Origin of the sequence: Citrobacter braakii (genome assembly GCF_009648935.1) — a bacterium.
Taxonomy (GTDB): Bacteria; Pseudomonadota; Gammaproteobacteria; order Enterobacterales; family Enterobacteriaceae; genus Citrobacter; species Citrobacter braakii.
This window is the reverse complement of record NZ_CP045771.1, coordinates 454,696-467,545: the sequence shown is the minus strand read 5'-3', so window position 1 is coordinate 467,545 and position 12,850 is coordinate 454,696. Positions and strand designations below refer to the sequence as shown.

The window sequence follows — 12,850 nt, the reverse complement described above, 5'->3', positions numbered from 1 at the left end:
ATGCAAGTTATTCTGCTTGATAAAGTAGCAAACCTGGGTAGCCTGGGTGATCAGGTTAACGTTAAAGCGGGCTATGCTCGTAACTTCCTGGTACCACAGGGTAAAGCTGTTCCTGCTACCAAGAAAAACGTTGAATTTTTCGAAGCGCGTCGCGCTGAGCTGGAAGCTAAACTGGCTGACGTTCTGTCCGCTGCTGAAGCTCGTGCTGAGAAAATCAACGCACTGGAAACCGTAACCATCGCGTCTAAAGCTGGCGACGAAGGTAAACTGTTCGGTTCCATCGGTACTCGCGACATCGCTGACGCTGTAACTGCAGCTGGCGTTGAAGTAGCTAAGAGCGAAGTTCGTCTGCCGAACGGCGTTCTGCGTACCACTGGTGAGCACGAAGTGAGCTTCCAGGTTCACAGCGAAGTGTTTGCTAAGCTGACTGTAAACGTAGTTGCAGAATAAGTTTTTATTCTGATTACCGCGTAAAAGCGCCGGCCTTGTGTCGGCGTTTTGCTTTTCTGTTCCCTCCGCTTTTCGCTCTGGCTATTCTTTATCCTTTTCGGGATAATCATAAAAATAAAACATTATTTCAAAGTGGTGATGGAATGGAACCAACGCACCAACCTCTGTTTGCGCGTAAAAATGTTGTCTACCTGAGCGCAGCGTTCTGCTGTCTGCTGTGGGGGAGCGCCTATCCGGCGATCAAAAGCGGATATGAGATCTTCCAGATTGCCACGGATGACATTCCTTCAAAAATTGTCTTTGCCGGCTATCGCTTCCTGTTTGCTGGATTATTGCTGCTATTGCTGGCGGTGGCGCAACGTAAACCGATTGGCCGGTTAAGCCCGCGTCAGTACGGTCAGCTCACGCTGTTGGGACTGACGCAAACCTCGCTGCAATACATCTTCTTCTATATTGGCCTGGCGTTCACGACGGGGGTGAAGGGGTCGATCATGAACGCGACCGGCACCTTCTTCAGCGTGCTGCTGGCCCATTTTATCTATCAGAACGACAAGCTGAGCTACAACAAAGTGCTGGGCTGTATCCTGGGCTTTACCGGCGTAATGGTGGTGAACTTTAGCAGCGGACTGGATTTTAGCTTCAGCTTGTTAGGGGACGGTTCAGTGGTGATGGCGGCCTTTATTCTTTCTGCCGCCACGTTATACGGTAAACGCATTTCTCAGACGGTAGACCCGACGGTAATGACAGGATATCAGTTGGGTGTCGGCGGTCTGGCGCTGGTTATCGGCGGCTACGCTTTTGGTGGCACGCTGACCGTACACGGCGCGTCTTCAGTGGCGATTCTGGGCTACCTGACGTTACTCTCTTCGGTCGCTTTTGCGTTATGGAGTATTCTGCTCAAGCATAACCGCGTGGGGATGATTGCGCCGTTTAACTTCCTGATCCCGGTTTCGGGGGCGGTTCTGTCGGCGATATTCCTCGGCGAAAACATTCTCGAATGGAAATATGCGCTGGCGCTGGTGCTGGTCTGTTCCGGGATCTGGTGGGTGAACAAGGTGAAGCGCTGACGCTTCACCTTAATGTCTGATGCGCTGTGTTTATCAGGTACACAGGTGTGCCGGTTAACGGGCGCGAATAAAACTGCCGTTAGGTTGTCGAGTAAACAGTACCTGCTGACCATTACCGGTATCAATGGTTAATCCCGTTACCACGCCGTTGGCATTCTGCCTGATTTGTACCATCTGGCCGTCTTTCAGGTTGCTCAGCGGTTTTCCGGCACCTTCAACCTGCGCCATTGCGTATACATCGGTTGGCGGGAGGTTATGGTCACGGAATACCTGCGCCAGCGTTTTGCCCGAGTCTACGCGATAGGAGCGCCACTGCTGCTCAATTCCACTATCCTGTTGGAAAGGTTGCGTCTGCGGCTGAGATTGCTGAGCCTGCGGCTGCGCGTCTGGTTCTCCTTCCTGGATTGGCTCTGGGGCAAGCGGAGCGACCTGGCCCGGATCGTTTTGCGGGGCGACCAACTGTGCCTGCAGTTGAGCTTCGGTCGGCGGCTGCGACTGTGACTGTAAATCCAGCTGGGCAGTACGCGTAACCACAGGGGCATCGCTGGTGTCACTGGAGGGCAGCAGGAAGCCTATCACCAGCACGATAGCAGCAATTATAATGCCGCGTCGGTGCATAGGCGGTAGCGGATCCATAATGCGAAAATTGTCCGGTGCATGCCAGATTTTCGCCAGGGTTGGTTTTAATTCAAAGCGCCCGGGCATGGCTTTCCTCCTGCTCCGCGTCTCGTTCCTCGATCATAGAGTATAGATGGCTAATGCTATGATGTTCGTCATATTACCCGCTTTCGTGACGTCAACGCGGGGTATTCCTATTGTTTATGTTTCCTCGCGATTTGTCATCTGTTCCCGAGACAAAGTTTTACCGGATGCTGCATGGCTGATATGCTGCCCGCTACTTTACATCCGATGAAAGGAAATATGATGGCTAACCCGACTTTTGACACTATCGAAGCGCAAGCAAGCTACGGCATTGGTTTGCAGGTAGGACAACAGCTGAGTGAATCCGGACTGGAAGGACTGTTGCCTGAAGCGCTGGTAGCGGGTATCGCTGACGCGCTGGAAGGTAAGCACCCGGCAGTGCCGGTTGATGTTGTGCATCGCGCACTGCGTGAAATCCACGAACGCGCTGATGCAGTACGTCGCGAGCGTTTCCAGGCTATGGCGGCTGATGGCGTCAAATATCTGGAAGAAAACCGTGAGAAAGACGGTGTGAACAGCACTGAATCCGGTTTGCAGTTCCGTGTGCTGACTCAGGGCGAAGGTGCTATTCCAGCGCGTACTGACCGCGTTCGCGTGCACTACACCGGTAAACTGATCAACGGTACCGTGTTTGACAGCTCTGTCGCACGCGGCGAACCGGCTGAATTCCCGGTTAACGGCGTGATCCCTGGCTGGATTGAAGCACTGACCCTGATGCCGGTAGGTTCCAAATGGGAACTGACTATTCCTCAGGAACTGGCTTACGGCGAGCGTGGCGCTGGCGCGTCCATTCCTCCGTTCAGCACGCTGGTGTTCGACGTTGAGCTGCTTGAGATCCTGTAAGCAGTGACTTCTGTTCCCTCCGAGGCCGGGGGGAACAAAAAAATAGCGTGAAAAGCTATAGTTACGTGGTTGTCGATATTTTATTTTGCAAATGCCTCGTTAGCGTGTATTTTTGTGAGCTGATTCGCGCTATCAGAGTGATATGACACTCACTTTAAACATTAAATTAACATTATATCTAAATCTTAGTATTCATCCCGCCAATTCTTACCTAATATCGATGAGTCCTGATAATCAGGAACGTCGTATCATAGACACACTAAAGGCCGTAGAGCCTGAACAACACAGACAGGTACAGGAAGAAAAAACATGGTAGATCAGGTAAAAGTCGACGCCGCTGAAGAGGCTTCGTCTGAACAGTCGCTACGGCGCAATCTCACAAACCGTCATATTCAACTTATTGCCATTGGTGGTGCTATTGGTACCGGCCTGTTTATGGGCTCTGGTAAAACCATCAGCCTCGCCGGACCGTCGATCATCTTTGTGTATATGATTATCGGTTTTATGCTGTTTTTCGTGATGCGTGCAATGGGTGAATTGCTGCTCTCGAATCTGGAGTACAAATCTTTTAGTGATTTCGCCTCTGATCTGCTCGGGCCATGGGCCGGGTATTTTACCGGCTGGACTTACTGGTTCTGCTGGGTTGTTACCGGGATGGCAGACGTTGTCGCCATTACGGCGTATGCGCAATTCTGGTTCCCCGAACTTTCAGACTGGGTCGCCTCGCTGGCGGTGATCGTGCTGCTGCTGAGCCTCAACCTTGCCACTGTAAAAATGTTCGGAGAGATGGAGTTCTGGTTTGCGATGATCAAAATCGTCGCCATCATCGGCCTGATTGTCGTTGGTCTGGTGATGGTGTTGACGCACTTCCAGTCGCCAACCGGCGTTCAGGCATCGTTCACGCATCTGTGGAATGACGGTGGCTGGTTCCCGAAAGGTCTGAGCGGCTTCTTTGCTGGCTTCCAGATAGCCGTGTTCGCGTTTGTGGGTATTGAGCTGGTGGGAACGACCGCAGCGGAAACCAAGGACCCGGAGAAATCTCTGCCGCGCGCCATTAACTCGATTCCGATCCGTATCATCATGTTCTACGTTTTTGCGCTGATCGTGATTATGTCCGTAACACCGTGGAGCTCGGTAGTGCCAACCAAGAGCCCATTCGTTGAACTGTTTGTGCTGGTCGGTCTGCCTGCCGCGGCGAGCCTGATCAACTTTGTGGTGCTGACTTCAGCTGCCTCTTCCGCAAACAGTGGCGTGTTCTCTACCAGCCGTATGCTGTTCGGCCTGGCACAGGAAGGCGTAGCGCCTAAAGCATTTGCCAAACTGTCTAAACGCGCAGTTCCGGCGAAAGGTTTAACCTTCTCCTGTATCTGTCTGCTGGGCGGCGTGGTGATGCTTTACGTGAACCCGAGCGTGATTGGCGCGTTCACCATGATCACCACCGTGTCGGCGATTTTGTTCATGTTCGTCTGGACCATCATTCTTTGCTCGTACCTGGTGTACCGCAAGCAGCGTCCGCACCTGCATGAAAAATCAATCTACAAGATGCCGCTAGGCAAGCTGATGTGCTGGGTATGTATGGCGTTCTTCGTCTTCGTACTGGTACTGCTGACGCTGGAAGATGATACCCGTCAGGCGCTGATCGTGACGCCGCTGTGGTTCATCGCGCTGGGTCTGGGTTGGTTGTTTATCGGTAAGAAACGTATGGCAGGTATGCGTTAATTTTAGTGCCCGGTAGCGCGATGCTTACCGGGCCTGAATTCCGTAGGCCGGATACGCGTTAGCGCTATCCGGCGATATCTTTACTCCCCGGCGAGAGCTCGCGGGAACAACACATTATTTTCCAGACTGATGTGTTCCATCAAGTCGTCGATCATCTCGTTAATGCCGTTATACATGGCTTTCCAGGTGGTGCAGGCTTCTGGCGGCGGCGTCACGTTATGGGTGATGTGTTTGATCACTTCGACCAGTTCACCGGCATCGTCATGTTCGCTTTCCATCACGCTGATTGGTCCCATCGCCTGGCTACCCATGCCCTGTTTGATCATCGGGAACAGGATCTGCTCTTCTTTCATCATGTGGCTGGACAGCTCTTCATGCAGCATGGTCAGGTTTTTCGCCAGACCGCGTGGTACGTTCGGTTTATCTGCGTGAACGCGTTCAACTTTCGTGGCCTGCAGGATCAGTTCCGGTAGCTGTTCGCGGTGTCTGTCGTGATAACGCACGATGATATGATCGATGATTTCAGCCAGTGCCACGGTACGCCAGTCTTTCTCCAGCGGCTGTTCAGCCAACTGCGCGAGCTGTGCCTCAATAACGTCTAAATCCAGCTCTTTACGCGCAGCAGCGCGTGCCAGCGTTTGCTTACCGCCGCAGCAGTAATCCATATCGTATTTACGAAACAGGGCCGAAGCGCGAGGAATAGAGAGCGCCAGTTCACCTAAAGGTTGATCGCGATAAGACATTGCCGTTACCTCATTCTCAATAATATAAGATGTATTTTAAATGCAACTTATAGCGAAGGATATAACCCTTTCGGGGTGGGGTGTTTTGTGAGGAATGTCACGAAAATTTCTTGTTTCGTTAAGGTGCTGAATCTTATTAGAAAGGAGAGGGATGGCGAAAAAAGCCGCGCGACAGGATTAAATAAGCGCACGCCGCTGCCGATAGTTAGACCTCAGACAATACCTGCATAATAAAAGGCTACAGATGTTTAAACGAATCAAAGTGATAACCCTACTTATCACCGTGTTACTCGCCCTGGGCGCGATGCAGCTCATCTCCGCGGGCGTCTTTATTGGCGCGCTCAATAACGATAAGCAAAATTTTAACGTCTCTCAGCTTTCCAGCCAGAACGTGGCCGAGTTTACCGATGCGTGGATTAGCCTGAACCAGGCTCGCGTCACGCTCAACCGGGGCATGTTGCGTTTACAGGGAACGATGGCCAGCGAGATTAACGGCGGTCAGTTGAAGGAACTGGTGAACACGGCAAATCGCCTGTTGGCCGAATCGAAAGAGCATTACGATAAATACTACGCCCTGCCGGAAACGCCGGGGCTTGATGAACATCTGGCCGATCGACTGGAAGAGCAGTACGGCATCTATTCTGCGACGCTGGCTAAAATGAACGCGCTGTTGGCTGAAGGTAAGCTGGAAGAGATGTTCAAGCAGAATGCCGAGCAAAAGCAAACGGCCATGCAGGAAGTTTATCGGGAATGGCGTAGCGCGCAAACGGCGCTGGCCACTGCCGGGGTGCAGGACAATGAGAGTGATTACCAGAAGATCATCTGGCTGCTGTCCGCCGTGATGCTGATTGTCGTCACCGTGATTATCGCCAGCTGGCTGGCAATGCAGCGAGTGCTGCTCAAGCCTCTCCACGAAGTGATGGGGCATATTCGCCACATTGCTGCGGGTGATTTGACGCACAGCATCAACGCCGATGGCAGCAATGAGATGGCGCTGCTGGCAGTCAACGTTCGCGACATGCAGCAGGCGCTGGCGAACACAGTCAGCGTGGTGCGTGACGGGGCTGACACCATCTATACCGGCGCAGGTGAAATTGCCGCCGGCAGTAACGATCTCTCTTCACGTACCGAGCAGCAGGCCGCCTCTCTGGAAGAGACTGCTGCCAGCATGGAACAACTCACCGCTACCGTGAAACAGAACGCGGATAACGCGCGTCAGGCGACCAGTCTGGCAAAAAATGCCTCACAGACGGCGCAGAAAGGCGGAACTGTGGTTGATGGCGTGGTGCGTACGATGGATGAAATCGCCACCAGTTCCAGCAAAATCGCGCAAATTACCAATGTTATCGACGGCATTGCCTTCCAGACCAATATTCTGGCGCTGAACGCGGCAGTAGAAGCGGCGCGTGCGGGCGAGCAGGGGCGTGGGTTTGCCGTGGTCGCTGGCGAGGTCCGTACACTGGCACAGCGTAGCGCTCAGGCGGCGAAAGAGATTAAGGCGCTGATTGATGACTCGGGGAATCGGGTGAATGCCGGTACGGCGCTGGTGCATGAAGCGGGTGAAACGATGGCGGAAATTGTGAGCGCCGTGACCCGTGTGACCGACATCATGGGCGAGATAGCCTCGGCTTCTGATGAACAGAGCCGAGGTATCGATCAGGTAGGTCAGGCGGTTGCCGAGATGGATCGCGTGACGCAGCAAAACGCCTCGCTGGTGGAGGAGTCCGCTTCCGCCGCCGCCGCGCTCGAAGAGCAGGCAGCACGACTGAATCAGACCGTAGCGGTGTTTAAAGTTTAACGTCTACTCCGGCCTACAAAATAATATCTTGTAGGTCGGATTAGCGCAGCGCCGTCCGGGCCATTATGATTGTGGAACCACGACGACGCTTGGTTTCTGTGGTTTGGCTCTGACGGCTATCACTACCCCAACAATCAGCAGCGCAATGCCGCTTACCGTCAGCAGCGGCGGAAATTCCTGGCGCAGGATAAAGGTGTACAACAGGCCAGCCAGCGTTTCGAAGACAATCAGCGGGCCGAGGATCACCGTCGGCAATTTTTGGCTGGCGACGTTCCAGCACAGTGCGCCAACCCACGAACACAATACCGCAATCGCTATCATCAGGCCGATAAACACGCCCGGACGCGGGCCGAAGGGCAGGGCAAAGTCCGGCGTTTGCCCGTTCAGCCACAGGCAGGCTGCAATATAACCGAGCAGAGAAACAGGCAACGTTACCAGTGCCTGGGCCGTCGCCCACATCATCGGGTGCTTATCTGGATTCTCGCGCAGCCAGCGGGCATTACGCAGCGCATACCACGCCCAACACACTACCGAGATCAGCGCCAGCGCGATTCCAGAACCATAACGCCAGCCGCTAAAGTCGGGTAAGCCTTGATTCAGCTCCGAGATATTCACGCACAGCAGACCGATACCAATCAGCACCAGCGCAGGCGACAGACGCCACCATGATAATTTGCCGTCGCGCTGGCTGTAGAGCAGGTTAGCGAAGACCGGGATCACAACCGGCAATGTACCAATAATCATCGTTGAAACCGGCGCGCCAGTGCGCTGGATGGCGCTTGCCAGGCAAACGTAATAAATCAGATTACCCATCATCGTTAGCGCCAGCGCAGTGACCCAGTCTTTGCGCGTCAACTGACGCAAGCGCACACGCCCCAGCCAGGCAATCGGCAACGCTATCAGCCCCAGCGCCAGATAGCGCCCCATCGACTGCAATACCGCCGGGTATTCCGGTACGATCAGCGGCCCAACAAAAATTAATCCCCACATCAGCCCAGCCAGCAGGGCATACAACACGCCGCTAATCATTTTTGACATCCACATCGCTTAACAATAAGTCGAGTGTAGGCAGGAAAAATGCAGCCGTATTGTATGAGATTGCTGTTCAACGCCGGACGACTTGTTTCTGATAACGTACCGGCGTAATACCGTAGCGATGGGTAAACGCGCGGGTGAGATGCGACTGGTCGGTGAGGCCGGTTGCGGCAGCGACCTCCGCGGCGGGCATTCCGTGAGTGAGAAAACCTTTGGCTCGCCACAGGCGGATCGCCATCAGCATCTGGTGCGGCGTGACGTGGAAATGAGATTTAAACTGGCGCTGAAAATGCCAGGGACTCAGCGCTGCAACCCGCGCCAGTTCGTCGAGCGTGACCGGGTGCATATAATTATCGTGCAAATACTCGCGTACCCGCTCAAAGCGATGCGCTCCCTCCGGTAATACCGGCGCATGGCGGGCCAGCGGCTGGAACGTGTCGATCAGATCGAGTAATAGCCCTTTTTGCGCCAGCGGATCCTCAGTGTTCCACAGGCCATGGATCAGCGAGCAGATCTGGCGCGAGCGTAGCGGATCGTGACGCGTTACGTCATGAAACCACCAGTGGCGGATCCCGGTGACTTCTTCCAGAAGATCGGGCTCAAGATAGATCATCCGATAGCGCCAGCCGTCGGCGGTTTCCGCTTCGCCGGTATGTAGCTCATCGGGATTCATGGTGACGACGGAATGGGCGGGGGCCACGTACTGCGTGCCGCGATAGCGAAAACGTTCGGCTCCGGCTTCTATCGCGCCAATACCAAACGCTTCATGGGTGTGGGGTTCAAAGGCGTAACGCGAGATGTGCGCATGATACAGCTCAACGCCCGGCACCTGTGCCAGATGGCGAAAGCGGGCGCTGTCTTTCTCATCAATAAACTGCTCAGGTACACCTTGCACGTCTTCTCTCCCCACGCATCATCATGTCATTATCAGAGAGGATGCGCGGGGATGCCACCACAATTAACTAATTTTTAACACTTACACGATGCCTTTGACGCTGTCTGCCAGCGACGTGGTTGGGCGACCAATCAGTTTGCTCAGCGTATGGCTGTCGTCGAAGAGGCCACCTTTAGAGGCACCAACGTCTGAGTCAGCCAGCATGTCCGCCAGTCCGGCAGGCAGACCAACACCTTTCAGCGCGGCGGCAAAATCAGCTTCGCTCAGATTTTGATACACCACTTTTTTACCGCTCTGTTTTGCCAGTTCGGCCGCCAGTTGGCTCAGGGTCCAGCCTGCGTCGCCCGCCAGTTCGTAGATTTTACCGGCATGACCGTCTTCACTGATGACGCGCGCAGCGGCAGCGGCATAGTCGGCACGGGTCGCCGAGGCGATTTTGCCTTCTCCCGCCGCCCCAATAAACACGCCGTGTTCCAGCGCGGCTGGTGCGCTGGCGAGATAGTTTTCGGTGTACCAACCGTTACGCAGCAGCGCGTACGCGATACCGGATTCAGCCAGCATCTTCTCGGTTGCGATATGCTCATCAGCCAGCCCCAGCGGGGAGCGATCGGCGTGCAGCAGGCTGGTGTAGGCGATAAATTTCACGTGGGCCGCTTTCGCCGCGTTAATCACGTTGCGATGCTGCGGGGCACGTTGTCCCACTTCGCTGGAGGAGATTAGCAGTAACTTGTCTATCCCCTGTAAGGCCGTGGTAAAGGCAGCTTCATCGCTGTAATCCGCCTGACGAACGGTAATGCCCTGCTGGCTAAGCGCCGTCGCTTTAGCAGGATTACGCACAATAGCCACAATCTGGCTGGCAGGAACGGTTTTCAGTAGCGTTTCAATAACGTGTTGGCCCAGTTGGCCAGTGGCACCAGTAATCGCGATCATAGGATAACTCCTTTGGTATTGGTCTTGTGTTTAATCACATTAACACCTAAACTTACTTTTAGTAAGTACGTACAAAAAGGTTAGTATGAAAATGACAGCTTTGACGCTCTCCCAGCAATTACGTGATGGCAACTTGTTTGCCGAGCAGTGTCCCTCCCGCGAGGTGTTAAAACACGTCACCAGCCGCTGGGGTGTATTGATTCTGGTGGCGCTGCGCGACGGTACGCACCGTTTCAGCGATTTGCGCCGTAAGATGGGCGGCGTCAGTGAAAAAATGCTGGCGCAATCCCTGCAGGCCTTAGAACAGGACGGGTTTATCAATCGGGTGTCATATCCGGTGGTACCGCCGCATGTGGAGTATAGCCTGACACCGTTGGGTGAGCAGGTGAGCGAAAAAGTCGCAGCGCTGGCGGACTGGATAGAGGTGAATTTGCCGCAGGTTTTGGCAAATCATACCGTTAAGAACGAAGACGTCCCGGCATCAGCGTAAACGACCCGGTCGGGCTTGCCGGATGGCGCAGCGCCATCCGGCGTGGTCTTACTTACTCAAATCCAACTGATAAATGGCGAAGCCGATGTCATCGGTAGCGACTTTCTTCAGTGGATACTGGCCTTTCTCTTTGATAAACGCAGCGGCTTTATCAGACGGTGATGTTTCAAAGCGAATATCCAGTTGTGTCTCGCTGTGAATCGGCGCCAGACGCCAGTTGTTATCTGCCGCCGGATGAATTTCGCCTGCGCTCTTTGTCTGGGAACCTATCCATGCTGCCAGCACCGAGCGGTTTTCATCTGGTGATGCAAACGCGATGTGGCTGTCGCCGGTCCCGGCAAACTTACCGCCGTAGGCGCGGTAGTTGTTGGTCGCGACGAGGAAGGTTGCGTTCGGATCGATCGGTTTGCCGTTAAAGGTCAGATTTTTAATACGCTCCGCTTGCGGGTTAATCGTCTGGCATTCACCGTCATAGCGAGCGGGTTGTGAAACATCAATCTGATAATTCACGCCGTCAATCACGTCGAAGTTATAGGTACGGAAGCCATCCCAGTTAATTAACGACTGTGGTTTGCTGCTGTGGATATCAATCTGATTAAACTGCCCGGCGGAACATTCCAGCCACTCTTTCACCTCTTTACCGCTGGCTTTCACCACGACCAGGGTATTGGGATAGAGATACAAATCAGCGGCGTTACGGAAGGTAAGCTGACCTTTTTCGACTTCGACAAAGCTGGCCGGATCGTTCTTGCGTCCACCGACTTTAAACGGTGCAGCGGCGGAAAGTACCGGTAGTTTCGCCAGGTCCGGATCGCCCTGGATAAAATGTTCCACATAGGCTTTCTGCGCGTTATTCACCACCTGCACGGTCGGGTCGTCCTGAACCAGCGCCAGATAGCTGTACATGTTGTCGGCAGATTTACCGATTGGTTTGCTGACAAATTCACGCGTGGCATCGTGATCGGCTTTTAGGATCTCAACGATTTTTTGGTCTTCGCCAGCCAGTGATTTTTTGGCCGCGGCGTCATAAATCGGGCGCGCCTGCGCTTTCCCCTGCGTAACCTGCCATTTACCGCTGTCGTTATTCAGCACTAAATCCACCACCCCCAGGTGATCGCCCCACATGCCCGGCATCACCGCAGGAACGCCATTGAGCGTGCCTGTTGTGATATCTGCGCCTTTGATGTTGGCAAAGTCTTTCCCCGGGAAAACGGCGTGAGCGTGACCAAACATAATGGCATCCACGCCCGGAACTTCACTGAGGTAGTAAACGGAGTTTTCCGCCATCGCCTGGTATGGGTCGGCAGAAAGCCCGGAGTGAGCAACCACCACCACGACATCGGCACCTTTGGCTCGCATTTCCGGCACGTATTTACGTGCGGTTTCCGTAATGTCATTCACCGTCACTTTGCCGCTGAGGTTGGCTTTATCCCAGGTCATGATCTGCGGCGGCACAAAACCGATATAGCCAATTTTCAGCGTCTGCTTGTTTCCTTCCTGATCGACAACCTCAGTCTCTTTGATCAGATAAGGAGTGAACAGCGGCTTTTTGGTCTTAACGTCGATGATATTGGCGTTAACGTATGGGAACTTCGCCCCGGCTAGCGCGTTGTGCAGATACTCAAGACCGTAGTTAAATTCATGGTTGCCAAGGTTACCCACGGCGTAATCCAGCGTATTCAGTGCCTTATATACCGGATGCGTTTCGCCCGCTTGCAGCCCCTTGGCCGCCATATAATCCCCGAGCGGGCTGCCCTGAATCAGATCACCGTTATCAACCAGCACGCTGTTTTTGACTTCACCACGTGCTGCGTTGATCAGGCTTGCCGTACGAACCAGGCCAAATTTTTCAGTCGGCGTATCTTTGTAATAATCGAAATCCATCATATTGCTATGCAAATCAGTGGTTTCCATTATACGCAGATCGACGGTCGCGGCATTGACGCTGGCTGCAATCAGCGTGGCCAGAAACGTTGCACTAAACTTAATCATCAGGGGCATCCTTTTAAGATCTAAGCCACAAAAGAAAATGTATATAAATCTTCTTGCTTACAGAACTGTGAATCATGACATGAATATAGCGTTTAAAACCGCAGACGCTATCACAGTTGGCGGATCCTTTGGCGATCGGGTATAAGTAAAACAACGAGTTAACACCACGACAGAAACGAGGTGGAG

The 12,850-nt window shown here is 53.7% G+C and carries 12 protein-coding genes; 6 read left to right on the top strand and 6 right to left on the bottom strand.

Translation table 11 applies throughout. From position 1 onward, the window contains the following. Together rplI and GFC06_RS02095 are read left to right on the top strand one after the other, a co-directional pair. Positions 1-450, top strand: coding sequence for a 50S ribosomal protein L9 (rplI, locus tag GFC06_RS02100; RefSeq protein ID WP_003025676.1), 450 nt, complete (start codon positions 1-3; stop codon positions 448-450). Between the two features lie 143 nt (positions 451-593). Then, complete coding sequence (locus GFC06_RS02095) at positions 594-1,517, top strand: DMT family transporter (protein WP_019078212.1); 924 nt, start codon at positions 594-596, stop codon at positions 1,515-1,517. 54 nt (positions 1,518-1,571) lie between these two features. Here the strand turns inward: GFC06_RS02095 and GFC06_RS02090 are convergent, their stop codons facing one another. Next, a complete protein-coding gene (locus GFC06_RS02090) occupies positions 1,572-2,222 on the bottom strand; it encodes a LysM-like peptidoglycan-binding domain-containing protein (RefSeq protein ID WP_016151435.1) in 651 nt (216 codons plus the stop codon). A gap of 219 nt (positions 2,223-2,441) precedes the next feature. Here GFC06_RS02090 and fklB point away from each other — a divergent pair, with 219 nt between their 5' ends. Then, on the top strand, positions 2,442-3,062 hold the full coding sequence (gene fklB / locus GFC06_RS02085) for an FKBP-type peptidyl-prolyl cis-trans isomerase (RefSeq protein WP_194831216.1): 621 nt from the start codon (positions 2,442-2,444) through the stop codon (positions 3,060-3,062). Between the two features lie 309 nt (positions 3,063-3,371). Then, on the top strand, positions 3,372-4,781 hold the full coding sequence (gene cycA / locus GFC06_RS02080) for a D-serine/D-alanine/glycine transporter (RefSeq protein ID WP_016151437.1): 1,410 nt from the start codon (positions 3,372-3,374) through the stop codon (positions 4,779-4,781). An 80-nt stretch (positions 4,782-4,861) separates the two neighbouring features. Here the strand turns inward: cycA and ytfE are convergent, their stop codons facing one another. Then, positions 4,862-5,524, bottom strand: coding sequence for an iron-sulfur cluster repair protein YtfE (gene ytfE / locus GFC06_RS02075; protein ID WP_003025690.1), 663 nt, complete (start codon positions 5,522-5,524; stop codon positions 4,862-4,864). Between the two features lie 244 nt (positions 5,525-5,768). On the opposite strand from ytfE, the gene GFC06_RS02070 reads away from it, so the two are divergent. Further along, positions 5,769-7,322, top strand: coding sequence for a methyl-accepting chemotaxis protein (locus tag GFC06_RS02070; protein WP_046275835.1), 1,554 nt, complete (start codon positions 5,769-5,771; stop codon positions 7,320-7,322). Positions 7,323-7,385: 63 nt separating this feature from the next. Here the strand turns inward: GFC06_RS02070 and GFC06_RS02065 are convergent, their stop codons facing one another. The 3 genes from GFC06_RS02065 to GFC06_RS02055 all read right to left on the bottom strand — a co-directional run bounded on the left by GFC06_RS02065 (position 7,386) and on the right by GFC06_RS02055 (position 10,182). Then, positions 7,386-8,351 (bottom strand): DMT family transporter, encoded by a 966-nt coding sequence (locus GFC06_RS02065; protein WP_049283043.1) that lies wholly within the window; start codon positions 8,349-8,351, stop codon positions 7,386-7,388. A 76-nt stretch (positions 8,352-8,427) separates the two neighbouring features. After that, the gene (locus GFC06_RS02060) at positions 8,428-9,252 is read right to left on the bottom strand and encodes an AraC family transcriptional regulator (RefSeq protein ID WP_016155523.1); all 825 of its coding nucleotides are present in this window, start codon (positions 9,250-9,252) and stop codon (positions 8,428-8,430) included. Between the two features lie 81 nt (positions 9,253-9,333). Further along, positions 9,334-10,182 (bottom strand): SDR family oxidoreductase, encoded by an 849-nt coding sequence (locus GFC06_RS02055; RefSeq protein ID WP_094761018.1) that lies wholly within the window; start codon positions 10,180-10,182, stop codon positions 9,334-9,336. Positions 10,183-10,267: 85 nt separating this feature from the next. Here GFC06_RS02055 and GFC06_RS02050 point away from each other — a divergent pair, with 85 nt between their 5' ends. Then, complete coding sequence (locus tag GFC06_RS02050; RefSeq protein WP_016151443.1) at positions 10,268-10,672, top strand: winged helix-turn-helix transcriptional regulator; 405 nt, start codon at positions 10,268-10,270, stop codon at positions 10,670-10,672. 48 nt (positions 10,673-10,720) lie between these two features. Here the strand turns inward: GFC06_RS02050 and cpdB are convergent, their stop codons facing one another. Then, on the bottom strand, positions 10,721-12,664 hold the full coding sequence (gene cpdB, locus GFC06_RS02045; RefSeq protein WP_103766912.1) for a 2',3'-cyclic-nucleotide 2'-phosphodiesterase: 1,944 nt from the start codon (positions 12,662-12,664) through the stop codon (positions 10,721-10,723). Between the last annotated feature and the right edge of the window lie 186 nt (positions 12,665-12,850).

Bases quoted from the DNA above. Each gene is read 5' to 3' on its own strand.
- fklB (WP_194831216.1), top strand. From the start codon at position 2,442: ATGGCTAACCCGACTTTTGACACTATCGAAGCGCAAGCAAGCTACGGC.
- GFC06_RS02070 (WP_046275835.1), top strand. From the start codon at position 5,769: ATGTTTAAACGAATCAAAGTGATAACCCTACTTATCACCGTGTTACTC.
- ytfE (WP_003025690.1), bottom strand. From the start codon at position 5,524: ATGTCTTATCGCGATCAACCTTTAGGTGAACTGGCGCTCTCTATTCCT.
- GFC06_RS02055 (WP_094761018.1), bottom strand. From the start codon at position 10,182: ATGATCGCGATTACTGGTGCCACTGGCCAACTGGGCCAACACGTTATT.
- GFC06_RS02095 (WP_019078212.1), top strand. From the start codon at position 594: ATGGAACCAACGCACCAACCTCTGTTTGCGCGTAAAAATGTTGTCTAC.
- GFC06_RS02090 (WP_016151435.1), bottom strand. From the start codon at position 2,222: ATGCCCGGGCGCTTTGAATTAAAACCAACCCTGGCGAAAATCTGGCAT.
- cpdB (WP_103766912.1), bottom strand. From the start codon at position 12,664: ATGATTAAGTTTAGTGCAACGTTTCTGGCCACGCTGATTGCAGCCAGC.
- GFC06_RS02065 (WP_049283043.1), bottom strand. From the start codon at position 8,351: ATGATTAGCGGCGTGTTGTATGCCCTGCTGGCTGGGCTGATGTGGGGA.
- rplI (WP_003025676.1), top strand. From the start codon at position 1: ATGCAAGTTATTCTGCTTGATAAAGTAGCAAACCTGGGTAGCCTGGGT.
- cycA (WP_016151437.1), top strand. From the start codon at position 3,372: ATGGTAGATCAGGTAAAAGTCGACGCCGCTGAAGAGGCTTCGTCTGAA.
- GFC06_RS02050 (WP_016151443.1), top strand. From the start codon at position 10,268: ATGAAAATGACAGCTTTGACGCTCTCCCAGCAATTACGTGATGGCAAC.